22 protein-coding genes and 1 pseudogene are annotated in these 24,617 nt (G+C 68.8%); 11 read left to right on the forward strand and 12 right to left on the reverse strand.

Annotated elements, in window-relative coordinates; translation table 11 throughout:
* Nucleotides 1-18 precede the first annotated feature (18 nt).
* From U9J41_RS04340 to U9J41_RS04350, 3 genes are all read right to left on the reverse strand, one after another.
* Complete coding sequence (locus U9J41_RS04340) at nt 19-588, reverse strand: hypothetical protein (protein WP_322400464.1); 570 nt, start codon at nt 586-588, stop codon at nt 19-21.
* 132 nt (nt 589-720) lie between these two features.
* A complete protein-coding gene (locus U9J41_RS04345; RefSeq protein ID WP_322400465.1) occupies nt 721-2,088 on the reverse strand; it encodes a family 43 glycosylhydrolase in 1,368 nt (455 codons plus the stop codon).
* Between the two features lie 154 nt (nt 2,089-2,242).
* Nucleotides 2,243-3,184: a manganese catalase family protein gene (locus U9J41_RS04350; protein ID WP_322400466.1), complete on the reverse strand. Its 942-nt coding sequence runs from the start codon at nt 3,182-3,184 to the stop codon at nt 2,243-2,245.
* Between the two features lie 305 nt (nt 3,185-3,489).
* On the opposite strand from U9J41_RS04350, the gene U9J41_RS04355 reads away from it, so the two are divergent.
* Entirely contained in the window at nt 3,490-4,068 is a 579-nt protein-coding gene (locus U9J41_RS04355) for a hemerythrin domain-containing protein (protein ID WP_322400467.1), read from the forward strand.
* Between the two features lie 104 nt (nt 4,069-4,172).
* Here U9J41_RS04355 and U9J41_RS04360 read toward each other — a convergent pair whose 3' ends face one another.
* The 6 genes and pseudogenes from U9J41_RS04360 to U9J41_RS04385 form a co-directional block, all read right to left on the reverse strand.
* A complete protein-coding gene (locus tag U9J41_RS04360) occupies nt 4,173-4,913 on the reverse strand; it encodes an LrgB family protein (RefSeq protein ID WP_322400468.1) in 741 nt (246 codons plus the stop codon).
* A gap of 148 nt (nt 4,914-5,061) precedes the next feature.
* Nucleotides 5,062-5,412 (reverse strand): annotated as a pseudogene (locus U9J41_RS04365) (CidA/LrgA family protein); the annotation flags it as partial.
* A gap of 88 nt (nt 5,413-5,500) precedes the next feature.
* Complete coding sequence (locus U9J41_RS04370) at nt 5,501-7,507, reverse strand: methyl-accepting chemotaxis protein (protein ID WP_322400469.1); 2,007 nt, start codon at nt 7,505-7,507, stop codon at nt 5,501-5,503.
* Between the two features lie 14 nt (nt 7,508-7,521).
* Entirely contained in the window at nt 7,522-8,358 is an 837-nt protein-coding gene (locus U9J41_RS04375; protein WP_322400470.1) for a TorF family putative porin, read from the reverse strand.
* A gap of 431 nt (nt 8,359-8,789) precedes the next feature.
* On the reverse strand, nt 8,790-9,869 hold the full coding sequence (gene hppD / locus U9J41_RS04380; RefSeq protein ID WP_322400471.1) for a 4-hydroxyphenylpyruvate dioxygenase: 1,080 nt from the start codon (nt 9,867-9,869) through the stop codon (nt 8,790-8,792).
* A 78-nt stretch (nt 9,870-9,947) separates the two neighbouring features.
* On the reverse strand, nt 9,948-10,853 hold the full coding sequence (locus U9J41_RS04385; protein ID WP_322400472.1) for a LysR family transcriptional regulator: 906 nt from the start codon (nt 10,851-10,853) through the stop codon (nt 9,948-9,950).
* 132 nt (nt 10,854-10,985) lie between these two features.
* Between U9J41_RS04385 and hmgA the strand changes: the two genes are divergently transcribed.
* The 8 genes from hmgA (at nt 10,986) to U9J41_RS04425 (ending at nt 17,914) form a co-directional block, all read left to right on the forward strand.
* The gene (hmgA, locus tag U9J41_RS04390) at nt 10,986-12,266 is read left to right on the forward strand and encodes a homogentisate 1,2-dioxygenase (RefSeq protein WP_322400728.1); all 1,281 of its coding nucleotides are present in this window, start codon (nt 10,986-10,988) and stop codon (nt 12,264-12,266) included.
* Nucleotides 12,267-12,653: 387 nt separating this feature from the next.
* Nucleotides 12,654-13,964, forward strand: a complete 1,311-nt coding sequence (locus U9J41_RS04395; protein WP_322400473.1) for a hemolysin family protein — start codon at nt 12,654-12,656, stop codon at nt 13,962-13,964.
* 95 nt (nt 13,965-14,059) lie between these two features.
* Nucleotides 14,060-14,380 (forward strand): metalloregulator ArsR/SmtB family transcription factor, encoded by a 321-nt coding sequence (locus U9J41_RS04400; protein ID WP_322400474.1) that lies wholly within the window; start codon nt 14,060-14,062, stop codon nt 14,378-14,380.
* Nucleotides 14,381-14,382: 2 nt separating this feature from the next.
* On the forward strand, nt 14,383-14,823 hold the full coding sequence (locus U9J41_RS04405; RefSeq protein WP_322400475.1) for a YeeE/YedE family protein: 441 nt from the start codon (nt 14,383-14,385) through the stop codon (nt 14,821-14,823).
* On the forward strand, nt 14,820-15,290 hold the full coding sequence (locus tag U9J41_RS04410) for a DUF6691 family protein (RefSeq protein ID WP_322400476.1): 471 nt from the start codon (nt 14,820-14,822) through the stop codon (nt 15,288-15,290). Before U9J41_RS04405 ends, U9J41_RS04410 begins: the two co-directional genes overlap by 4 nt.
* Complete coding sequence (locus U9J41_RS04415) at nt 15,291-15,992, forward strand: MBL fold metallo-hydrolase (protein WP_322400477.1); 702 nt, start codon at nt 15,291-15,293, stop codon at nt 15,990-15,992.
* Between the two features lie 222 nt (nt 15,993-16,214).
* Nucleotides 16,215-17,585 carry an amino acid permease gene (locus U9J41_RS04420; protein ID WP_322400478.1) on the forward strand — a complete coding sequence of 457 codons (1,371 nt, stop codon included), beginning with the start codon at nt 16,215-16,217 and terminating at the stop codon, nt 17,583-17,585.
* Between the two features lie 62 nt (nt 17,586-17,647).
* Nucleotides 17,648-17,914, forward strand: coding sequence for a cupin domain-containing protein (locus U9J41_RS04425; RefSeq protein WP_322400479.1), 267 nt, complete (start codon nt 17,648-17,650; stop codon nt 17,912-17,914).
* Here U9J41_RS04425 and U9J41_RS04430 read toward each other — a convergent pair.
* Both U9J41_RS04430 and U9J41_RS04435 read right to left on the reverse strand, forming a co-directional pair.
* A complete protein-coding gene (locus tag U9J41_RS04430) occupies nt 17,911-18,456 on the reverse strand; it encodes a hypothetical protein (RefSeq protein WP_322400480.1) in 546 nt (181 codons plus the stop codon). The genes U9J41_RS04425 and U9J41_RS04430 overlap by 4 nt on opposite strands.
* Before the next feature lie 24 nt (nt 18,457-18,480).
* Complete coding sequence (locus U9J41_RS04435) at nt 18,481-19,398, reverse strand: PLP-dependent cysteine synthase family protein (RefSeq protein ID WP_322400481.1); 918 nt, start codon at nt 19,396-19,398, stop codon at nt 18,481-18,483.
* A 267-nt stretch (nt 19,399-19,665) separates the two neighbouring features.
* On the opposite strand from U9J41_RS04435, the gene U9J41_RS04440 reads away from it, so the two are divergent.
* Together U9J41_RS04440 and U9J41_RS04445 are read left to right on the forward strand one after the other, a co-directional pair.
* Nucleotides 19,666-22,506, forward strand: coding sequence for a M16 family metallopeptidase (locus tag U9J41_RS04440; RefSeq protein ID WP_322400482.1), 2,841 nt, complete (start codon nt 19,666-19,668; stop codon nt 22,504-22,506).
* 101 nt (nt 22,507-22,607) lie between these two features.
* Nucleotides 22,608-22,982, forward strand: a complete 375-nt coding sequence (locus tag U9J41_RS04445) for a group III truncated hemoglobin (RefSeq protein WP_322400483.1) — start codon at nt 22,608-22,610, stop codon at nt 22,980-22,982.
* 72 nt (nt 22,983-23,054) lie between these two features.
* On the opposite strand, the gene U9J41_RS04450 is transcribed toward U9J41_RS04445, so the two are convergent.
* A complete protein-coding gene (locus U9J41_RS04450) occupies nt 23,055-24,542 on the reverse strand; it encodes a hypothetical protein (protein ID WP_322400484.1) in 1,488 nt (495 codons plus the stop codon).
* Between the last annotated feature and the right edge of the window lie 75 nt (nt 24,543-24,617).

Below are 24,617 nucleotides of genomic sequence, written 5' to 3' on the forward strand. Positions count from 1 at the left end.
AACGCGCAACCCGGACAGTCATTCCATGGCGGCACGCACCGCCGCCACGACCCTCGTCCCCGGATAACGACCCCGTTCCGGGTAAGCCTGCCGGTGGTAGCAGTTCCAATAGCTCGTGATGCGGGATTCGAGCGCCGCGAGGTAGGCGGGATTTTCCACGGCAAACGCCCGCAGCGCGGCGGGATTGCGGGCGCCAATCGCGGCGGCGACGTCGGCCGCTATCTCGACGACGTATTCGCCGGCGAGTTGGAGCAGATAGGGGGTGAGCCAGGACGATTCGTCGGCCAGCAGTTGCCGAAGGCATTCCTGGCGCACGTGGCCGTCGTCATGCCGCGTGCCCAGACACAGGAGGATGCGCCTGGCATCCGCCTGCGAACTGGCGAGTTCCCGCCGCAACAGGTCGGGATCGTAGCGGAGACGATATGGTATGGCGAGGGTTTCACCATCCAGTTTGAGCACGAAGGCGTCGCGCGGCGGGTGCCGTTCGCCGGTGGCGACGGTGGCGGCGGCCGCGCGCACCGCGGCGCGCAGCCGCGCCGGGAAGGCCAGCGCTTCGTCGCATCGGGCCTCACAACGGACAAGAAACATCACATCCCTTCATCGGACCGCGGCGATGGCCGCACGCGATACGAATCATAGCGCGGAAGCTGTCGCGACCGCGGCGCGGCGGGGCTTCCCGCGCGCGCCGCCGCCTGGGTCAGCCCCGCACCGGGACGCGGCTCACCGGCGCAGCAGCGACCATTGCTGGTTGCTGCCGCCGTTGGACGGGTACTGGATGATCTGCGCGCCGTCGGCCGTGCTCTTGCTCTGCACGTCCAGCACCATGCCGGAAAGCTGGTTCGCCGCGGTGTAGTAGCCGGACGCCGGGCTGGCGAAACGCCATTGCTGCCCCTGCCCGGCCCAGTAACCCCACTGCGCGATGTTCGTGCCGGCCGTCGTCGAATTGTTGTAGTCGTCGAGGCTCTTCAGGCTGTTCGCGTTGATGACGCTGTAGTAGCCGTCGCCGTGGCCGATCACGTACCACTGCTGGTGGCGCGCGTTCGTGTCGGTCGATTGCTGCACGAGCGCCCCGTCGGCCGTCGATGCGCCGGCCACGCCCATCACCTTGCCGGACAGGCGCGACTTGAACGCATAGACGCCGTCGCTGATGCCGCCGCAGCCGGAGAAGTCGGTGAAGTTGCGGGTCAGGACCGGCCAGCCCGAGCTGTAGGTCATGCGCTGGATGTCCAGCTTGGGATTGCCGTTGTCGGACAGGTCGTAGTAGTGGGTCGAGACGAAGTGGCAGCCGTCCTGGCGCAGGTCGGCGATGTGGCCGGGGCCCTGGTATTTGCCGTCGGTGACGGGCAGGATCGTGCGGGTGCCGGAATACGGGCCGCGGATGTTCGTCGCCCGCTGCACTTCCACATAATACGTGGAGTTGGAACCCTTGCAGCAGCTGCCGCGGTTCACGAACAGATAGTAATAGCCGCCGTCGCGCGTGATGTACGGCGCTTCGATGTCCTTGCCGCCGCCGCCCCAGACCGTCGTCACGCTGCCGGCCAGCTTGCCGGTCGACTGGTCGATCTCCGCCACGCCGATGCCGCCGAAGAACGAGCCGTAGCTCAGGTAGACCTTGCCGTCATGGTCGCGGAACAGCGCGGGGTCGATGGCGTTGATCTCGGCGCTGCCGCCGTACGATTGGACGACGATGCCCAGGTCCTGCCAGCTCGGGGTCTTCAGCGACGCGCTGCGCGCCACGCCGATGGCGGACGACGAGGTGCCGAAGGTCGACACCGAGTAGTACATATAATAGTAGCCGTTCATCTGGATCAGGTCGGGCGCCCAGAACGAACCGGAGAAATTCGGGATCTTCTGCGCAATCCAGGAGGGATAGGTCGAGAACACGGGCCCCGGCCCGCCGGTCCACGTCTTGAGATCCTTCGACGTGGAATACCAGATGCCGGTGCCCGTCGTGAAATTGAAATACGTGTCGCCGTCCTTCGTGATCGTGCCCGGGTCGTGGGCATTGGTCACGCCCGCGAGGTCGATCGCCCCGGCCGAAACGCAGCCGAGCGCGAGGCAGCAGGCTGCCAGCAGCTTCTTGAACATGTCGTCTCCTGTCTTTTTTATATCGTTATTTCAATGGATGAACCCGCCACCAGCTTAGGCAAAGCGAGTCCGGCCCACCAATGAAATAAAACATCCGTGCGATTCCAGTTTCGGTATCGCACGGCGACAGGAGACATCGTGCGCCGGGGCGGCGTCAGTGCAGCGGCGGCGCGCCGGGGCTGGGCTGGCCGCCCGGGCTGACGGTCCTGCCGTCGGCGAGGGTCTGGTTGCCCATGCCCAGTTCGGCGCCCGTCGTCGGATCGACATTCGGGTCGGACATGGTGCGCTCCGCCATCTGCTTGAGGATGTCGATGTCCTTGGCCGGCAGCTTGACTTCCGCCTCGCCCGAGCCGCCGTCGACGGCCATCTGCTTGTCGCGGTCGGTGACGAAGTCCCAGTTCTCGCCCTGGTTCCACGCGCCGCGCGCTTCGCCCGGGCCTTGCGACATGTTGTAATAGGTGTTGGCGAAGCGCGGGTCGCCCGGCATTTTCCCCGGAGGGAAGTTCGGCGCAATGGCGTACAGCGCTTTTTCGAACGACTTCTGGTGCGCGATCTCGCGCGTCATCAGGAAGCCCAGCGCCTCCTTCACGCCCGGATCGTCGGTCAGCGCGATCAGGCGCTCGTAGACGATCTTCGCGCGCGCCTCGGCGGCGATGTTGGAACGCAGGTCGGCCGTCGGCTCCCCGATCGTATCGATATAGGCCGCCGACCACGGCACGCCTGCCGAGTTGACGAGCGCCGGGCCGCCGCCATACAGCACCTGCGTCACGTGGCTGTCGTTGCCGGCGCCCTGGATCTTGCGATACAGCTCGGCCTCGCCGTCGACGGCTTCCGCCAGTTCGCCCTTGGCGCCCTTGTTCAGCATGGCGACGATGTGGCCGATGATCTCGAGGTGGCTCAGCTCCTCCGTGGCGATGTCGAACAGCATGTCCTTGCGGCCCGCGTCGTCCTCGCCGACGGCCTGGGTGAAGTAGCGCATGGCGGCCGCCAGTTCGCCCTGCGGGCCGCCGAACTGCTCGAGCATCAGGTTGGCCAGGCCCGGATTCGGTTCACTGACGCGCACGGTGTACTGCAAGCGCTTATTGTGTGCAAACATTCCGATTCCTCCAGTGTTGGTTGGGATGACCGCGCGGAACGCGTCCTGCGTTACCGCACGGACAAACGGGTGCGCCGCAGCGCGCCCGGTTGCAGCCATCATCGCAGCGTTATGGAACACAGTAATCAGAAACCAAGCCGTGTCTGTGTAGGAGCGGAGGCGACAGCCTGTCGAGTGATTGCCGGCCCCGGCCGGACAGCCCATGCGTCATCGGCCGACATGACCGTGCGGCGCCCTCCTACGCGGCGCCTCTGGCGGCGGCACTACCATGCATCTATCCGCCCCACAGTCCACAGGAGACGATCATGTTTTCCCTGAAAAAACTCAGTCCGTACATCACCGACATGATCCGCTTCGATCACTCGCACGTCATGGTGACGTTCCACCAGTACACCCGCGACAAGCGCCCGAGCGTCAAGAAGGCGCTGGCCGAGACGATCTGCGACGCGCTGGAGATCCACGCGACGCTCGAGGAAGAAATCTTCTATCCCGCCATCCGCCCGCGCGTCCACGACCAGAAGGTCATGGACAAGAGCGTGCCCGAACACGACGAGATGCGGGCCGTGATCGCCGAACTGCGGCGCACCGAGCCGACGTCGCCGCGCCACGACGACCTCGTGTTCGAACTGATGCGCGACGTCCAGCACCACGTGGCCGACGAGGAAACCGTGCTGCTGCCGGAAGCCGAGCAGGCGCTCGACAAGGACCGCCTGTCCGAGCTCGGCGCGCAGATGACGAAGCGCCGCCTGGAGCTCGTGACGCCGAAGGCCGGCAAGATCGCCGCCAACACGGCCGTCGGCTTTTCCGGCAGCACGGCCGCCATCGTCGTCGGTGTCGCGAGCGCCCTGTTCGCGGCCCGCGCCTTTACCCGCAAGTCCGCCTGACCGTCGTTTTCCGCAGCGGCGCAAGCCATCTGCGCTCCCCCGGCACGGCGTGACCTCGCGCCTGCCCCGCCCGCAATCGCGTCCGCGCGTGGTTGCGGGCTTCCTTATTGGCCCATCCAGCCGAGCAGCAACGGCACCAGCCACGGCGCCAGCAAGGCCGTCAGCACGCCGTTCATCCCCATGCCCAGGCCCGCGTACGCGCCCATCTCGGGACTGACCTGGAACGCCCGCGCCGTACCGATGCCGTGCGACGCCACGCCCAGCGCCAGGCCCTGCGCCGCGTGCGAATCGATGCGCAGGGCCTTCATCAGGAAGCGCGCCGTGACGGCGCCGAAGATGCCCGTGCAGATCACGAGCACCGCCGTCAGCGCGGGCACGCCGCCGAGGTGTTCCGACACGGCCATCGCGATGGGCGTCGTCGCCGACTTCGGTCCCAGCGAGCGCGCCAGTTCCGGCGATGCGCCCATCAGCACGGCGATGCCGACGGCGCTGACGATCGCCGTCACGCAGCCGCACAGGAGCGCGCACGCGAGCGGGAACAGGCTGCGGCGCAGCCGCGGCATCTGGCGCGCGAGCGGCACGGCGAGGGCCACGGTGGCGGGACCGAGCAGGAAGTGGACGAACTGGGCGCCGGCGAAGTAGCGCGGATACGACATGCCGCTCGCCGCCAGCACGAGGCTCACGAGCGCGATCGCGATGGCGACCGGATTGGCGAGCGGCGAGAAACCGCAGCGCGCGTACACCCATTGCGCGAACACATAGGCGCACAGGGTGACCGTGAGGCCCAGCAGCGGGGACGCCGACAGGTAGACCCAGAAGTGGGTGAATTCCTGGAGGTTAAGCATCGCCGACTCCCCTTCGGCGAGCCGGCGTCGGTGCATCGCCACCTCCCCTTCGGCGAGCCGGCGCCAGCGCATCGCCGCCTCCCCTTTGGCGAGCCGGCGTCGGTGCATCGTCGCCTCCCCTTTGGCGCGCCGGCGTCGGCGCATCGCCGCCCTCGCCCCGCGGGTCGGCCGGCGTCAATGCCCGCAGCACGAGCGCCGTGACTGCCAGGGTCAGGAGCGTGCTGCCGACGACGGCCGCGCCGATGGCCAGCCAGTGCCCGCTGCCGCTGGCCGCCGCCACGATGATGCCGACGCCGGCCGGCACGAACAGCAGCGACAGGTGGCGCAGCAACTCGTTCGCGCCCGCCTCCACGACCTCGTGCAGGCGCGGAAACCCGACGAGCGCCGCGAGCAACAGCAGCATGCCGGCGACGGGTCCGGGAACCGGCACCTTGAACAGGAATACGAACCCTTCCCCGAGACACTGGAAGACGAGTAGTACGGCGAATGCGAGCAGCAAGAGACCCCCGGCGATGGCATGCGGCGACGAACGGCCGCGTCCACCGAAGGATAGCAGACCGGCCCGCGACGGCGCGCGGCCGCCGGGGTCACGCCGCCGCGAGCGCCTTCCTGACCGGTGGCGCGGCCAGCACGGGACGCGCCGGCGCGCCGGCCGCGCCGTCGAGGCGGAACTGGCCCACGAGCGACACGAGCAGGTCGGCCTGCTGGTGCAGGCTGTCGGCCGCGGCGGCCGCCTCCTCGACGAGGGCGGCGTTCTGCTGCGTCGTGCCGTCCATCTGCACGATCGCCTGGTTGACCTGGCCGATGCCCGTGCTCTGTTCCGCGCTGGCGGCGCTGATCTCGGCCACGATGTCGCTCACGCGGCGCACGCTGGCGACGACGTCTTCCATCGTGCGGCCCGCGTCCTGCACCAGGGCGCTGCCCGCTTCGACCTTGCCGGAGGCGTCGCCGATCAGGGCCTTGATCTCCTTCGCCGCGCCGGCACTGCGCTGGGCCAGCCCGCGCACCTCGCTGGCGACGACCGCGAAGCCGCGGCCCTGTTCGCCGGCGCGCGCCGCTTCGACGGCCGCGTTCAGGGCGAGGATATTCGTCTGGAACGCGATGCTGTCGATCACGCCGATGATGTCGACGACCTTGCGCGACGCCGTGTCGATGGCGGCCATCGTCTCGACGACTTCGGCCACGACGGTGCCGCCGCGGCGGGCCGTATCCGATGCGGACAGGGCGAGCTGGTTGGCCTGGCGCGCATTGTCGGCGTTCTGCCTGACGGTCGACGTCAGCTGCTCCATCGACGCCGCCGTCTCTTCCAGCGCGCCGGCCTGTTGTTCGGTGCGGCCGGACAGGTCCATATTGCCCTGGCTAATTTCGACGCTGGCGGCGGCGACGCTGCCCGCGCTTTCGCGCACCTGCACGAGCACTTGCTGGATCTTGGTGACGAAGCCGTTGAAGCCGGCCGCGATCAGCGCCAGCTCGTCGCGGCCGCGCGCGTCCAGGCGGGCGTTCAGGTCGGCGTTGCCGCTCGCGAGGTCCGTCATGGTGGCGCCGAGGACGCGCAATGGACGGGTCAGGCGGCGCTGCACGGTGACCATCACGATCGCCGCCACGATGGCGCAGATGAGCGATGCGAACAGCGAATAGCCCATCAGCTGGCGCGCGCTGGCCGTCGCCTCGCTGTGCGGGAACGTCAGCTTGACTGCCCACGGCGCGAGGTCAGGATGCAGGCGCAGGGGTTCGATCAGGTGCTCCATGCCGGCGCGGTCGACGTATTCATAACGCTCGCCGGCGCGCACGGCCGCCAGCGCGGCGGGCGGCAGGTCGTCGGCCTTCTTGCCGTTCCTGGCCGCGTCCGGGTGGCTCGCGTACAGGCCACCGTTCGAGATGAGCGACAGGTGGCCGCCGTCCAGGACCTTGATGCCGCCGAGGATGTCGCCCAGGTGCGCGAGCTGGAAATCGGCGCTGGCCGTGCCGCGGAACTCGCCCTTGACGAGGATCGGCACCACGAGCGACGCCATCATGACGTCCTTGCCGTTGACGGGATAGGAGTACGGCTCGGTGAAGAACACCTTGCGCGTGCGCTTTGGCACGTCGTACCAGTCGTTGGCGCCCGGCGTGGTCGGCCACACGATCGGTTCCACGTGCATGGTGCCGTCCGCGTTGCGCGTGTAGTAAGGCATGTAGCGCCCGGTGGCGTCGTATTCGGGACCCTTGCCGGCATAGTCGGCATCCTTGCCGTCCAGCGCGTCCGGCTCCCACGTCACGGCGCCGCCGATGAAGTCTTTCGCGCCGCGCACCGTTGCCTGGGTCATGGCGGCGATCTGCGGGCGGGCCGGCGCGATGTCGGCTTCGCGCAGCGCGCTCATGGCGCCCGCGAGGTTGGCGACGGCGCCGAGCTTCGAGCCGAGCTGCGCCCGCACGGCGGCGGCGGCTTCGCGCGCGGACGTGCGCGCCAGCTGCATGCTGGCGTCTTCGGCGTTGTCGCTGCTGCGCACGGCGATGACGGCCGACGTGACCGCGAGGCTCAGCACGACGAGCAGCGTGGCCGTCGCGCAGATCTTCGTCGTCAGGGACAGCGACGACAGGGGGTTGCGGCTCATGTTCTCTCCTCGGGTCAGAATTTGCGGGTCAGTGACAGCACGACGGCGCGGCGCGCCACGTTCGACACCGCGAGGCGGCCGTCGGCGCGCGGGACGCCCGTCGTGTAGCGGTCGTAGACGCCGGTCGCGCCGATCGCGCGGGTATAGTTCAGGGCGACGGTCCAGCCGTCTTCCAGCTGGCGGGTCAGGCCGGCCTTGAGGTCGCGCCAGTTCCAGATGTCGTTGCCGCTGCCGGCCACGCGGCCGTCGCCCGCGTGCAGGTTCAGGGTCAGCTTGTCGGTCAGCGGGTGATCCGCGCCGACGTCCAGGTAGCCCGTACCGCGGGCATTCTGGATGCCGAAGAAGTCGTGGCTGAACGTGTAGTTGTAGCGGGCGTAGAACGTCTTCCAGGTGACGCCGGCGGACAGCTCGCCGTAGTCGAACGCCGTGTCCGTGGCGCTGATGCGCGCGCCCGGATACTTGTACCAGTAGACCAGCGCGGACCAGCCGAGCGGACCGGCGGTGCCGCCGTAGCCGCCGTACAGGTCCCATTCGACCGAGCCCTTTTCGATGAAGCGGTCGCTGACGTTGATGACGGACGTGCCGGCCGACCAGCCGCTCGGGTGCGCGTAGTCGACGCCGGCCATCGCCGCCGGCCCGCCCCAGCTCTGGCGGATGCCGCGCGAGATGTATTGCGAGCTGACGGACACGGTGGCGCTCAGCGGGCTGGCCGCGGCGGGCGCCTCCGCCGTGATCGGCGCATCGGCGGCCGCTTCGCCGGCATGTGCGCACGGGCCCGCGGCCAGCAACAGGAATGGCAATGGGGCGAGGCGCCGGATCGGCGCGAGGGCCGGTCGGAGTCGGGAGCGCATGGTGTCAGGAGATCGGTTGTGACCGGCGAGGGACGCCATCGGCGATGGGCCTGGACTGGTCGGTTGTTGAAAGTCGGTCGGCATTGATGCCGTACGGAAATTCTAGTGCCTGATCAGCCGCTTTTGCTCACAAACTGGAGGGAAAACCGAGGAAACCGTCGAAATGCGACGCGCACGCAACACTCAGATATTTGTCTGGAAATGAAGTGTACGGGCGTTCTTGGAATACTTTTAACACCTGGTAGGGTGGAGGGCTCGGCCGTCCGCGCGGTCGAGCGACACCCGCATTGCGCCAACACGCGTGTCGCGCGCCCACGCTTGGTTGAACGCGCGGGCACCCCGTGCCCGCGCGCGGCGCCCGCATCGAGCCGACGTCAAGCCTGGTCACACGCGTGTGCCCCCCGGATGCCGGATGCCCGGGACGGGATTGCTCACGCGGCGGTCTTGAGCGCCCCACGCTTCAGCTGATCACGCTCGATCGATTCGAACAGGGCCTTGAAATTGCCCTCGCCAAAGCCCTCGTCGCCCTTGCGCTGGATGACCTCGAAGAACACGGGCCCCAGCTGCGTCTCCGAGAAGATCTGCAGCAGCAGCCGCTGGTTGCCGTCCTCGGTCGTGCCGTCGACGAGCAGGCCGCGCGCCTTGAGCGCTTCCACGTCCTGGCCGTGGCCAGGCAGGCGCGACTCCAGCATCTCGTAATAGGTGGCCGGTGGCGCGGCCATCAGCGGCACGCCGGCGGCGCGCAGGCCGTCGACGGTCGCGAAGATGTCTTCCGTCAGCAGCGCGATGTGCTGGATGCCTTCGCCGTTGTACTTGAGCAGGAATTCCTCGATCTGGCCGCCGCCCGCCTTGCCTTCCTCGTTCAGCGGGATGCGGATCTTGCCGTCCGGCGCCGTCATCGCCTTCGACGTCAGGCCCGTGTACTCGCCCTTGATGTCGAAATAGCGGATCTCGCGGAAGTTGAACAGCTTCTCGTAGAAGCCGGCCCAGTAGCTCATCCGGCCGCGATACACGTTGTGCGTCAGGTGGTCGATGAGCTTCAGGCCGTGGCCGGCCGGATGCCGTTCGGTGCCGTCGATCCATTCGAAGTCGATGTCGTAGATGGACTTGCCGTCCTCGAAGCGGTCGATCAGGTACAGCGGGGCGCCGCCGATGCCCTTGATGGCGGGCAGGCGCAGTTCCATGGGGCCGGTCGGGATATCCAGCGGCTGCGCGCCCAGTTCCAGCGCACGCGCATAGGCCTTGTGCGCGTTCTGGACGCGGAAGGCCATGCCGCAGGCCGACGGGCCGTGTTCCGCCGCGAAGTAATAGGCCGCGCTCTTCGGCTCGTTGTTGACGATGAAGTTGATGTCGCCCTGGCGGTACAGCACGACGTCCTTCGAGCGGTGCACGGCGACTTTCTTGAAGCCCATCGCCTCGAACACGGGTTCCAGCACGCCCGGGGTGGGCGAGGCGAATTCCACGAATTCGAAGCCCATCAGCCCCATCGGATTGTCAAACAGGTCGGCCATTGTCTAGTCCTCTTTCATTAAGTTGTCAGCTGCTCCACGCGCCGCTCGTGACGGCGCGCCGGCGACGCGTCTGCGGGATCATTCGGCAAACACGTCGGCAATCAATCCCCGCAGCCACTGGATGCCGGGGTCGTGGTTGAAGCGCCGGTGCCAGAAGACGTTCGTCTGCAACGTCGGCAAGGCGAGCGGCGGCTCGATCCACTTCAGGCCGAACGGGCTTGCGGCGCTCTCGGCCAGTTTCTGCGGCACCGTCACCACCAGCTCGCTCGTGCTGACGATGTACGGCACCGCGGTGAAATGCGGCACCCGGAACCGGGCGCCGGCCGTCACCCCGGCCTTTTCCAGCAATCCATTGATGCGGTCGTAAGGGCTCTGGGCCGCATCGACGATCAGGTGCGGCGCCGCCACGAAGCGCGCCAGGTCCACCTTGCCCTTCGCCAGCGGATGGTCCTTGCGGAACATGCTCACGAAGGGCTGCCGGAACAACGCCCGGTGGTACAACGCTTCCGACACGTCCTCGAACGCGCCGATGGCGAGATCGACCCTGCCCGTCTCCATGTCGTCCTTCAGGCTCAGGCCGTTCGCCCGGAGCGAGGCGATCTCCACGTGCGGCGCGCTGGACCGGCAACGCTCGATCAGCACCGGCATGAAATACACCTCGCCCACGTCCGTCATCGCGAGCGTGAACCGGCGGTTGCTCGTGGCCGGGTCGAACCGGCTGCGCTGCGACAGGGCCAGTGCCACCTGGACCATCGCGGCGCCGATCGGCTCGGCCATCTGCTGCGCGAGCGGCGTCGGCTGCATGCCGTACGCCGTCCGCACGAACAGCTCGTCGCCGAACGTGCGCCGCAGCCGCGCCAGTGCGTTGCTGACCGCCGATTGCGTCAGGCCCAGGCGCCTTGCGGCGGCCGAGATCTGGCGTTCGCGGTAGACCTCCTGAAATACCGACAACAGATTCAGGTCGATGCTAGAGGGTTCGATCATGCACGAGATAGTGTTATTGATGATCTAAATATTCTACATTTCTGTATTCATCTCGTAAAATCGGCCGCGCTCCTCTAGAGTGTCGTAAACACCACGGATTTTGGAGATCTCTTGACTGCTTCGACCGAATACATGTCCGGCTTCGGCAACGAATTCGCCACCGAGGCCCTGCCCGGCGCCCTGCCGGCGCACCGCAATTCGCCGCAGCGCGTCGCCTACGGCCTGTATGCGGAGCAACTCTCGGGCACGGCGTTCACGGCCCCGCGCAGCCACAACCGCCGCGCCTGGCTGTACCGCATCCGGCCCGCCGCGATGCACGGCGCGTTCGAACCCATGAGCAACGGCCGCATCGCCGCGGGTGTCGAGGGCGTGGCGCCGTCGCCCAACCAGATGCGCTGGAGCCCGCTGCCGATGCCCGACGCACCCACCGACTTCATCGACAGCCTCGTCACCATGGCCGGCAACGGCGCGCCGGCCGCGATGTCCGGCTGCGCCATCCACGTGTACGCGGCGAACCGCCCCATGCGCGGGCGCTGGTTCTATTCCGCCGACGGCGAGCTGCTGATCGTGCCGCAACAGGGCCGGCTCGCGCTCGCCACGGAATTCGGGCGCATCGACGTGGAACCGCAGCAGATCGCCGTGATCCCGCGCGGCGTGCGGTTCGCCGTCGACCTGCCGGACGGCGAGGCGCGCGGCTATGTCTGCGAAAACTTCGGCGCCCTGCTGCGCCTGCCGGACCTGGGGCCGATCGGCTCGAACGGCCTGGCCAATCCGCGCGATTTCCTCACGCCCGTCGCGCGCTACGAAGACGTCGAAGGCGATTTCGAACTCGTCGCCAAGTTCGGCGGCAACCTGTGGCGTGCCGGCATCCGCCACTCGCCGCTGGACGTCGTCGCCTGGCACGGCAACTATGCGCCGTACAAGTACGACCTGCGCCATTTCAACACGATCGGCTCGATCAGCTACGACCACCCGGACCCGTCGATCTTCCTCGTGCTGCAGGCGCCATCCGACACGCCCGGCGTCGACACGCTCGACTTCGTCATCTTCCCGCCGCGCTGGCTCGCCGGCGAGGACACGTTCCGTCCGCCCTGGTTCCACCGCAACGTCGCGAGCGAGTTCATGGGCCTCGTGCACGGCGCCTACGACGCCAAGGCGGATGGCTTCGTGCCCGGCGGTGCCAGCCTGCACAATTGCATGAGCGGCCACGGCCCGGACGCCGCCACGTTCGACAAGGCCAGCAGCGCCGACACGAGTCACCCGCACAAGGTCACGGACACGATGGCATTCATGTTCGAGACCCGCACGCCGCTCGTCGCGACGCCGTATGCGCTGCAGTCGCCCCAGTTGCAGGGCAATTACCAGGACTGCTGGGCCGGGATCGCGAAGCATTTCGATCCACGGCAGCCCTGAAAGCCCGGCTGCAGGGCACCGTCGCCCGCGCGGCGCACCGCAGCCCCGCAAAGTACCGTCGCCCCCGCGGCGCACCGTCGCCCCCGCGGAGGCGGGGGGCCAATTTCGCATGCCGCCCGGCTGCGCCAGGGAACTTGGGTTCCCGCCTTCGCGGGAACGACGTAAAGCCGCTCCGGGAACGACGTAAAGCCGGTCCGGGAACACTTGGGTTCCCGCCTCCGCGGGAACGACGTAAAACCGCTCCGGGAGCGACGTAAAACCGGTCCGCGAACGACGGTGGTTTGTGCTGTACGTTAATCGTCCTGTGCGACTTCACCGAGTTCCCCCATGCGATGATCGACCCGCCGGCAGGCGGCACGGGCCGTCCCGGCGGAGTTCGGGAAACGCATGGTCGACGTCGTCATCATCCTCGCCCTCATCGTGCTCAATGGCGTGTTCGCCATGTCCGAGCTGGCCATCGTCTCGGCCAGGCGCCTGCGCCTCGACCAGATGAAGGCCGGCGGCGATGCCGGCGCCGGCAGCGCGCTCGACCTGCACGAAGACCCCAGCCGCTTCCTGTCCACGGTACAGGTCGGCATCACGCTCATCAGCATCTTCAACGGCGCGTACGGCGAAGCGTCGCTGACGGCGCGCCTCACGCCCAGGCTCGCCGCGCTCGGCGTGGCGGACGGGTATGCGCGCTCCGTGTCCCTCGTCATCGTCGTGTTCGGCATCACGTTCGCCTCGATCGTGCTGGGCGAACTGGTGCCCAAGCGCATCGCGATCCTGTATCCGGAACGGCTGGCGGCGGCGAGCGCGCGGCCCCTGCAGTTCCTGTCGCGCCTCGCGCACCCGTTCGTGCGGCTGCTGGCGATGGCGACGGACGGCATCATGCGCCTGCTCGGCATGCACCACCGCAAGGACGACACGCCGACCGAGGAAGAAGTGACGGGCATGATCAAGGAAAGCGCGGAGGCCGGCGTGTTCGAAAAGGCCGAGTACGACATCGCCGCGCGCGCCCTGCGGCTGGATGACTGGCATTTGCGTGCGCTGATGACGCCGCGCGTGGACCTGGAATTCCTCGACCTCGACCAGCCCCTCGACCGCAATCTCGCCCGCATCGCGGACTCGCCGTACAGCCGCTTTCCCGTCTACCGCGGCGACCGCTCGCAGGTGCTCGGCATCGTGCGCGCGCGCAACCTGTTCGGGCAAGCCATCCGCGGCCAGTGCCTGCCGTGCATCGACATCGGCGCGGCCGTCGAGCCCATCCTGTACGTCCCGGATTCGAGCAGCGCCATCGACCTGCTGGAACAGCTCAAGCAAAGCCGGGTGGAACTGGCGATGATCGTCGACGAGTACGGCGACATCCAGGGCATGGTCACGTTGACGGACGTGATGCGCGCGCTCGTCGGCGACGTGACGCCGGCGGGTGACCACGGCGAGCCGGACGCCGTCAGGCGCGACGACGGCAGCTGGCTCGTGGACGGCGGCATGGTGCTCGACCGCTTCCGCCACCTGACCGGCGCCGACGTGCGCTTCCCGGACGAGGACGGCGGCGCGTACCATACGCTGGCCGGCTTCGTGCTGTACCAGCTCGCCGTGATCCCGCGCGCCGGCGACCGGCTGGACTGGGACGGCTGGCGGTTCGAAGTCGTCGACATGGACGGCAACCGCATCGACCGCCTGCTCGTGGCGCCGCTCGCGGACCGCCGCGCCTGAGTCGGCGGAACCCTAGTCCGGTCTGGCGATCCTACGTGCGCACGGACGCCAAACAATATATTGAAATATATATTGTAATCTTATATACTGATTGCATGGATACCGCCACCACACCCTCGCCCGACGTCATGCGCGCCGCCGCCCTGCAGGCCGGGGGGCTGCTGAAGGCCCTCGCGAATCCGGACCGCCTGCTGCTGCTGTGCCAACTCACGCAGGGCGAACAGCCCGTCGGCGCGCTGGAAGCCGCGCTCGACATCCGCCAGCCGACGCTGTCCCAGCAACTGGGCGTGCTGCGCCAGGAAGGCCTCGTCGCCACGCGGCGCGAGGGCAAGCAGATTTTCTACAGCGTGGCCAGCCCGGAAGCGCTGGCCGTGTTGCAGCTGTTATACCGGCTTTATTGTCCCAAGGAGGACTGATCATGCGCATCGACTGGCTTCACTTCACACCGTGGGCATCGCTCGCGGGCGGCATCCTCATCGGCCTGGCGACGGCGCTGCTGCTGCTCGCCAACGGCCGCGTCGCGGGCATCAGCGGCATCCTCGGCGGCCTGCTGCGGCCCGCGCGCGGCGACATCGCCTGGCGCGTGGCCTTCATCGCCGGGCTGTTCCTGGCGCCCATCGTCTGGCTGGCCCTGCACGCGATGCCGCCGGCGCAGATCGACCACTCGCCCGCGCTGCTCGCCGCGGGCGGGCTGCTCGTCGGGATCGGCACGCGTTTCGGTTCCGGCTGCACCAGCGGCCACGGCGTCTGCGGCATCGCGCGCCTGTCGCCGCGCTCGCTGCTGGCCACCGCTTCCTTCATGGCCGCCGGCTTCGTCACCGTGTTCGTCGTGCGCCACGTGCTCGGAGGCGCGCCATGAACGTCGTCACCGCCTTCCTGGCCGGCCTGCTGTTCGGCGCGGGCCTGATCCTGTCCGGGATGAGCAACCCGGCCAAGGTGCTCGCCTTCCTCGACGTGGGCGGTGTCTGGGACCCGTCGCTGCTGTTCGTGATGGTGGGCGCGATCCTCGTGGCCGCCGTCGCCTTCCGCTTCGCGCGCACGCGCGTGCGGCCCCTGTTCGGCAGCGTCATCCACGTGCCGGGCGCGGGCCGCATCGACGTGCCGCTCGTGCTGGGGAGCGTCACGTTCGGCGTCGGCTGGGGCCTCGTCGGCTATTGTCCCGGGCCGGCGCTGACGGCGCTGGCCGTCGGCGGCCGCTCCACGCTGCTGTTCGTTGCGGCCATGGTGGCCGGCATGGCAATATTCGAGGTGGCCGAGCGTATCCGCGCCGGCACCGAGGCCAATCGTGGCGCCACCCGCGCCGCGGCAGGTCCACCAGGAGACTGAATGCAGACCAATCCGATCCAGTTGTTCGACCCGGTATCGTCGACCTACACCTATATCATCGCCGGTCCGGGCAGCGACGCCGCCGTCATCATCGACCCGGTCGACCACCATTGCGAGCGCGACCTCGCCCACATCGCGCGCCTCGGCCTGCGGCTGGAATACATCCTCGAGACGCACGCCCACGCCGACCACGTGACGTCGGCCGGCCGCCTGCGCCAGCTGACCGGCGCCCACGCCGCCGTGCCGAGCGGCTGCGGCATCCCGCCCGCCGAGGTGCAACTGCACGACGGCGACGTGATCCGCTTCGGCGCCGGCGAAACGGTCGCGGTGCTGCACACGCCGGGCCACACGGCCGGCAGCATGTGCTACGTCTGGCGCGGCAACGTGTTCACCGGCGACACGCTGCTGATCGACGGCTGCGGCCGCACCGACTTCCAGGGCGGCAGCGCGGGTGCGTTGTACGACAGCATCACGCATCAACTGTTCGCCCTGCCGGACCCCACCCGCGTGTGGCCCGCGCACGACTACAAGGGACAGGCCGTGTCGACCATCGGCTGGGAAAAGGCGCACAATGCGCGTGTCGCCGGACGCAGCCGCGACGCATTCATCGCCTTGATGGATAACCTGCACCTGCCGCAACCGAAGCTCATCGACATCGCCGTGCCGGCGAACCGCAATCTCGGGCTGCCGCACGGCGTTTGAACGCTTGCGCGGTGTCGCAACCTGGCCAGTAGGGCGGGCACCCCGGGCCCACGCGGACGTCGGCATTACGCAAGCGTTCGCGTGGGCGGAGGGCCGCCCACCCTACGGCATCTTGACGGCCGCGACAGGTTCTTTCGCACGCACGGCCACAGTAAAACCGGCCGTGTGGTCACAGCCGCCATCGTTTCCATTAAAATCCTTGTCTTTCAGCAAGCGGACATCATGGCCTCCGACGACACCCAACTCCACCGCGGCCTCAAGAGCCGGCACATCCAGCTGATGGCCCTCGGCGGCGCCATCGGTACCGGCCTGTTCCTCGGCGTCGCGGAGACGGTCCGCCTGGCCGGGCCGTCCGTCCTGCTCGGCTACGCGATCGCGGGCCTGGTCGCCTTCCTGATCATGCGCCAGCTGTCCGAGATGATGGTCGACGAACCCGTCGCCGGCTCGTTCGGCCACTTCGCCGACAAGTACTGCGGCCGCTTCGCCGGCTTCGTCTCGGGCTGGAATTACTGGGTGTTGTACGTGCTCGTCAGCATGGCCGAACTGTCCGCCGTCGGCATCTACGTGCAGTACTGGTTTCCGCACGTGCCGACGTGGGTGTCGGCGCTGGGCTGCTTCCTGCTCGCGAACGGCATCAGCCTGATCAACGTGCGCGCGTTCGGCGAAAGCGAATTCTGGTTCTCCGTCATCAAGGTGGCCGCCATCGTCGCGATGATCGTCTACGGCGTGTTCCTGCTGGCCAGCGGCGGCGCCGGACCGCAGGCGTCGGTGGCGAACCTGTGGACGCACGGCGGCTTCTTCGCGCACGGCATCAAGGGCCTCGTGATGTCGATGGCCATCATCATGTTTTCGTTCGGCGGGCTGGAAGTCATCGGCATCACGGCGGCCGAGGCGGCCGATCCGGCGCGCTCGATCCCGCGCGCGACCAACCAGACGCTGTGGCGCATCCTCGTCTTCTACGTCGGCGCGCTGGCCGTGCTGCTGGCGCTGTACCCGTGGGACCAGATCGTCCCCGGCGCCAGCCCGTTCGTGCTGATCTTCAAGGCGCTGGACGCCGGCGTCGTCGCGCATGTGCTGAACGTCGTCGTGCTGACGGCCGCGCTGTCGGTCTACAACAGCTGCGTGTACTCGAACAGCCGCATGCTGTACGGCCTCGCCGTGCAGGGCCATGCGCCGCGCGCGCTCCTGCGCGTGAACGCGCGCGGGGTGCCGCTGGCGTCGCTGGGCGTGTCGGCGGTCGCGACCGCGCTGTGCGTGGGCGTCAACTACGCGGTGCCGGGCAAGGCGCTGGGCCTGTTGATGGGTCTCGCCGTCGCCGGCATGCTGATCAACTGGGCGATGATCAGCTGGTCGCACCTGCGCTTCCGCGCCGCCAAGCGCGCGGCCGGCGTGCCGACGGCGTTCCCGAGCCCGCTCTACCCGTTCACCAACTGGGCCTGCCTGCTGTATCTCGCGGGGATCGTCGCGATCATGTATGCCACGCCGGAACTGCGTCCGTCCGTGTGGATGATCCCGGCCTGGCTGGTCGCGCTGGCGGTGGGGTATCGCGTGGCCGAGGGCCGGCGCGCGCGGCTGGCCCGCGCCGTGTCCTGAAGGGGGCGGCGCGATCGGCCGCGCCGCGCTACACTCGGCCCGTCACGACTCGCGAGCCCGGCATGGACCAACAAGAATTCATCGACATCCTGAAGGCGGAAGGCTATGCGGAACCCGTCCTCGTGCGGCGCGCGCCGGACGCCCGCCTCGACGACCACGCCCATCCGTTCGAAGCGAAGGGCCTGATCCTGGCCGGCGAGATGCGCATCCACGCGGGCGGCGAAATCAAGATCTACCGCGCCGGCGACGTGTTCCACCTGCGCCGCGCCGAGCCGCACCGCGAGAGCTACGGGCCGGACGGCGTGGCCTACCTGGCCGGCCGCCGTTAGGCCCCGGCCACCTTGCTCCGCGCGCACTCGTCCGCCAGCACGAGCACGGGCTGCGCGCCGGGGGCGCGGAACACGATGGCGAAGCAGTCGAACCAGTCCTGCGGATCGGGGCAGCCGTCGGCCAGCATGGCGCGGTAGTCGTCCTCGGCCTGGTAGGCATAGATGACGACGACTTCGCCGGCCACGGGCCCGAACCACGCTTCGTCGTCCGCGCGCGGGCGCACGCCGTCGCCGTGGCGGCCGCTCCAGCCGTGCTGCGCCGGGTCGAACAACAGCACTTCGCGCCCGCACACCGGGCAGGCGGCATGGACCGGCGCGACCGGCGCCGCCACCGTCTTGCGGCCGAACAGGCCGCGCCGCTCCTGCCGGCGCGCCGTGCGCAGCCTGAGTTCCCAGCTGCCGCACGGGCAGCCGAGCCGGCGCGCGAGGAAGTCCGGCCCGTGCCGCAGCCCGCGCACGGCGGGGGCGGCGACATTGGCCAGCATGAACGGCGCCAGGTTGGCGGGGATGCGGGCACCGAGCAGGGCAAGCAGGTCGGACACCGCAGGCTCCGGGATCAGAAGGAATCAGAAGTACTTGGACAGATAGTACACGCCGGAGTCCGGAAACACGGTCACGACACGCTTGCCCGCGAGCCGCGGCAGCAGCTGCGCGATGCCGGCCGTGACGCAGCCGCTCGAACCGCCGGCCAGGATCCCCTCGTCCGCCGCGAGCCGCCGGCACCAGTCCAGCGCATCGTCGTCGTCGACCTGCACCACGTCGTCGACGACGCGCGGGTCGAAACTGCCCGACGGCTGGCGCTTGCCCACACCTTCGACGACGCTCGCGAACGCGCCGTCGGCATGCGTGGCGTTGACGAGCTTGCGGTAGGCCGAGTTGCGGGGCTCCACGCCGATCACGGTCAGTCCCGGCTTCTGCTCCTTGAGGTAGCGGCCGATGCCGGAGATCGTGCCGCCCGAGCCGATGCCGCACACGAACACGTCGATCTCGCCCGCCAGTTGCTGCCACAGCTCCGGGCCGGTGTCGCGATAATGGGCCTCGCGGTTCAACGCCGAGCGGTACTGGTCGAGGTAGTGCACGTTGTCGCCCTCGGCGAGGCGCTCGGCCACGGCCTGGTAGCCGCCGGAGGGGTCCAGGCCATCGTCCGGCGCACACAAATGCACCTCGGCGCCGTAGGCACGGATGCGCTTGATCTTTTCGATGCTCGTCGTCTGCGGCACGGTCACGTCGCACTGCAGCCCCAGCACGGCGCTGGCCATCGCGAGCGCGGCGCCCGTGTTGCCGGACGAGCTCTCGACCACGCGCGCCGTGCCGTGCGGCAGGCTCTTCAGCATGTGGCGGACCATGCGGTCCTTGATGCTGCCGCCCGGATTCATGTATTCCAGCTTCGCCACCACGTCCAGGCCGGCGAACAGGCGGGACAGCCTGACGACGGGCGTGTTGCCGATCGCGTCCATCACGGAAGATTTGACTTGGGATTCCACGCCGCTCCTTTCTCTGAGATTGCCGCGAAGAAAGACTAGCACAACAATCCATTCGATGGCGTCGGATTGAATCGGCGTGCGCGCGGCCGGGATAATCCCCGTACCTTAACCGGCCATGGGGCGTTCCCGCAAGCTATGTTCGTGCCGCTGTGACCGAATTGGTTCAATGGAGCAAATGTAATGTCTGAGTGACAATGTGTGTATTTATCCGATGGCTTCGTTTGCTAAGCTTCGTTCCTCAAGAAAACGATTCCAAAGGATGAACGCATGCCCTCTCTGTTCCGCGCCACGGTGCTTGCCGCTGCCCTGGCCGCCGTGCTCCCCGCCGCCGCCGCCGTCGACCTGGGGGCGCAGATCCCCGTCGGTCCCCAGGTCAAGGTCGGCAAGCTGGCCAACGGCCTGACCTGGTATATCCAGCGCAACGGCAAGCCCGAGCACCGGGTCGAACTGCGTCTCGTCGTCAAGGCTGGTTCCGTGCTGGAGGACGACGACCAGCAGGGCCTGGCGCACATGGTCGAACACCTGGCGTTCAACGGCTCGACCCATTTCAAGAAGCAGGAGTTGATCTCCTACCTGCAATCGATCGGCGTGAAGTTCGGGGCGGACGTGAACGCCTACACGGGCCTGGACGAAACGGTGTACATGCTGCCCGTGCCCACCGACCGCAAGGACAATGTCGAGACGGCCTTCACGGTGCTGGAAGACTGGGCCCATGGCCTGACGCTGAACGCGGACGACATCGACAAGGAGCGCGCCATCGTCCTCGAAGAAGCGCGCCTGCGCAAAGGCGCGGGCGAGCGCCTGCAGAAGGTGCTGGCGCCGAAGCTGTTCAACGGATCGCGCTATGCGTTGCGTGAGCCGATCGGCAAGGAAGACGTGATCCGCAATGCGAAGCCGGAGGCCCTGCGCCGCTTCTACCACGACTGGTATCGGCCGGACCTGATGGCCGTGATCGTCGTGGGCGACATCGATCCGGCCGACGCCGAGCGTCTCGTCAAGGCGCATTTCGGCGGCCTGGCGAACCCGCCGCACGAGCGGGCCCGCGCCTATCCGGACATCGCCGCGCGTACCGCGACCGAGGCGTTCGTGTTCGCCGACGACGAGATTCCCGGCAACGCAGTCACCATCCACTACCCCGTCCGCTTCGAACCGACGACCGGCACGTACGGCGACTATCGCAACAAGGTCGTGAACGGCCTGGCCACCATGCTGCTGAACCTGCGCCTGCGCGAACTGACCCAGCAGGCCAACCCGCCGTTCCTCGGCGCCGGCGCGAACACCGTGCCGCTGACGGCGCAGCACAAGGCGTTCATGGCGAGTGCGGCCCTCGGCGCGGGCGGCGCGGCGCCCGCCATCGCGGCCCTGGAGCAGGAACAGCAGCGGGTACGCCAGTTCGGCTTCACCGAAGCGGAGCTGGAGCGTGCGCGCAAGATGGCCCTGAGCGGGATGGAACGCGGGCTCAAGGAAAAGGAGACGACCGACTCGTCGTCCTACGTCGCCGAATACCAGCGCAACTTCCTCACCGGCGAGTCGCTGCCGGGCATCGACGCCGAATTCCGCCTCGTGCAGGAATTGCTGCCGACGATCACGGTGGCCGACCTCAACGCCGCCGCGCGCAAGGCCTTCCCGGCGGACGCCGGCAAGCTCGTCGTGTACGCGGGCAACACGAAGGCGGGCCCCGCGCCCACGACCGCGCAACTGCTGGCCGACGACGCCGCGGCCAGCCACGCGCAGGTCACCGAGCACGCCGAAAAGAAGGTCGCGCAACACTTGATGGAGCGTCCCGCGGCGCCGGGCCGCATCGTGGCCGCGACCCGCGACGAGACGCTCGGCCTGACCCGCCTGACGTTGTCGAACGGCGTGCAGGTGATCCTGAAGCCGACGGCCTTCCGCAAGGACCAGGTGCTGCTCGGGGCGAAGCGCTTCGGCGGCCATACGCTGTTCGACGAAAAGGACATCCCCAACGCGCGCGCCGCCAGCGGCCTGGCCGCCATGATGGGCCTGAAGGATTACGCGCCGGCCGACCTGCAAAAGATGCTGGCGGGACGCGATGCCGCGGTGACCGCCGGCCTGGGCGACTACACCGACGAGATCAGCGGCCACTCGGGCAGCGGCGCGGAAGACCTGGAAACGATGTTCCAGCTGCTGTGGCTGCGCTTCGACGGCGTGCGCCGCGACGAGGCGCTGTACAAGGCCTACATGGGGTCCCTGAACGAGATGGTGCGCAACCGCGCCGCGGCGCCCGAGCAGCGCTTCGGCGAGGCCGTCGCCGACACGCTGTACCAGCACCACCCTTACGAGCTGCGCATGCCCAAGCAGGAAGACGTCGACAAGATCGACCTCGACCGCAGCCTGGCCCTGTACCGCCAGCGCTTCGCCAGCGCCAGGGGGATGACGTTCATCGTCGTCGGCGACTTCGACATGGCGGCGATGAAGCCGCTCGTCGCCGCCTACCTCGGCACGCTGCCCACGCCCGACCTGCCGCTCGCCTACCGCGACGTCGGGCTGCGCATCGCGAAGGGCGTCGTCAAGAAGGAGGTCCAGGCGGGCACGGAGCCCAAGAGCATCGTGTCGCTGACGTTCTCCGGGCCCGCCGCGTGGTCGCCGGCCGAGACGCTGCGGATGAGCGCGCTCATCGAAGTGATGAACCTGCGCGTGAACGCGGTGCTGCGCGAAAAGCTGGGGCTGATCTATGCGGGCCAGATGGGCGGTGCCCTGCTGCGCATCCCGTACGAGCACTACGAAATCAGCGCGCAGCTGCCGACCGGACCGGACAAGGTCGACCCGCTCGTGGCGGCACTGTTCGCCGAAATCGACAGCGTCAAGGCGAACGGTCCGACCCAGGCCGAACTGGACAAGGTCAAGGCCAACTGGCGCCAGAATTTCATGCATTGGCAGCATGAAAACAACTACTGGCTGTCCAACCTCGAAGCGTCGCTGCTGGAAAACACGCCGCCCTCCCGCCTGCTGACGATCACGGACGAGGTCGAGAAGCTGACGGTGGCCGACGTGCAGGCGGCCGCACGGCGCTATTTCGACAAGGACAACTATGTCCAGGTCGTCCTGCAGCCCGAAGCGAAGCTGAAGACGGCCAGCCTCGCCAAATAAGCGATTGTCCGCCGCGGGGCGTCGTTCCCGCGGTGGCAATAGCTGCATTTAAGATGCATCTTTGTTAGAATGGGGCGTCATCCTCCTGTTTCCAGCAACGCATGCCCTCTTCCGCCATCACCGAATCGTCGATCGTCCGCCTGGTCGACACGTTTTACGCGCGCGTGCGCGACGACGCCGTGCTGTCTCCCGTGTTCGAAGCGAAGCTGGCCGGGCGCTGGCACGAGCACATGCCGCGCATGTACGCGTTCTGGACCAAGGTCCTGCTGGGCACCGGCGAGTTCCAGGGCAATGTGTTCGGCAAGCACATGGCGCTGTCCGGCATCGAGACGGAGCACTTCGTGCGCTGGCTCACGCTGTTCCGCCTGACGGCCGTCGACGTGTTCGGCATCGACGGCGCGACGGAAGCACTGGCAGTGGCCCAGCGCATCGCCTCCAGCCTGCAACTCGGCTTTTTCGGCGAGATCCGCACCTGACGGCGTGCCTGGGCGCCAGGCCCGCCGCCGGATCGCCAGCGCCGAACCCGAACAGGACGACCATACCCGCGCTCAGCCCTTGCAGACGAAGCCGTAGCGCGTCATCGTGCAGGCGTGCTGGAAGCACTGGCGCTCGTTGTAGCCGTGGGCGCGGCATTGCATCAGCGTCTCTTCGCGCCGCTCGCGCGGCGATGGCGTGACGGCGGCCGGCGCACGGTCGGGCGCGCGGCCCGGCGTCTCGTTCCGCGCCTGGGCGTGGCGCGCCGTCGCCGTCGCCGCCGCCCGTTTGCGCGTGGCCGCCGCGTGGCGTGGCACGCGCCGGGGCGGTTCGACGTCCGCCGTCCCCGTGCCGGCCGCGGCGCGAGACGCCACGGCCGCGGCCGGAGGTGGCACGGCCGCCTCCGGTTCGGCTACGGGCACGGGCGCGGGCGCCGGCTGCAAGGCCGGATTCCCGACCTCCGGTTCGAGCGGCGCCGGTATCGGCCTCACCACATCGGCAGCGGCCGCCGGCGCCCCGGCTGCAGGCGCGGCGACGGCCGGCGCCCCTGCCGCGAACGCCTGCGCGCCGTTGGCCGCCACGGGCGGTGCCGGCGTCGGCGACGTGTTGGCCACGACCACGAGCGCCCCGTCGACGCGGTTTTCCTCGTATAGCCACAGGCCGCCCGCCGCCAGCCCGGCCAGCAGGCCGCCGGCGATGCTCCAGGTGACGAGGCGGCGCTTCCACAGGCTGCTCCAGGCCGGCGTCTCGCGCAGCGTCGCTTCGGCGCGCATGCGGGCCGCGAGCCAGTCGGCTTCCGCTTCCGGCTGGACGGGGCGCGGGACCGTGCCGGGATCGACGTGCGGTTCGGGTGGGCGCGGCGGCGGGACGTGGCTGCCGGGCGCCGGCGCGGCGGGCGTTTCGGGCGGCGCGGCGGGCGGCGGCATGGGCCGGTGGCGCGCGTGCTGGCCCGGGCTGAAGGGCGCCGGCTCTGCGGGCGCTTCGGACGGCGCGACGGACTGCGGTACGGGCCGGTGGCCCGCATGCTGGCCCGTGCTGGCGGGTGCCGGCCATGCGGACGTTCCGGACATTTCGGACGGTGCGGCCGGCGGCGGCATGGGTCGTTGGCGCGCGTGCTGGCCCGTGCTGCCGGGTGCCGGCGTTGCGGGCATTGCGGGCGTTTCGGGCGGCGCGACGGGCGGCGGCGCGGGCCGGTGGCGCGCATGCTGGCCCGGCAACGTCGCCTCTTCCGCCGGCTCCGCCGATTGCGGCGGCGCGGCGGCCGGCGCCGCGGGCCGCTCCTGGGCGGCACGCTCGGCCCATGCTTCGATCGCCGCGCCGAGGCCGCGGGCAGGCATATCCGGCGCGCGCTGCATGGTGCCCGGGTCCGCCCGCTGGACGGCCGGGCCGGCGTCGGCACGCTGCGCGCCGGGGCCGTGCCAGACGGCCGGCCGCGGCCTCGCGGCGGGCGCCGCATGGACGTCGTCCGGCGCCGGCGCCTGGGCGGGCGACGGGTCCGTCGGCTTCGGCGCCGATGGCGCCGAGCCGCTTTCCTGGAAGTCTTGCAACAGTTGGGTCTTCATCGTGCGGTGCGCAATCCGGATAACCGGATGGGCAGTGTACCGAATCCCGGCCAGGCGCGGAGCGCGCCTGCCCGC

The organism is Massilia luteola, from assembly GCF_034420155.1.
Taxonomy (GTDB): Bacteria; Pseudomonadota; Gammaproteobacteria; order Burkholderiales; family Burkholderiaceae_D; genus Telluria; species Telluria luteola.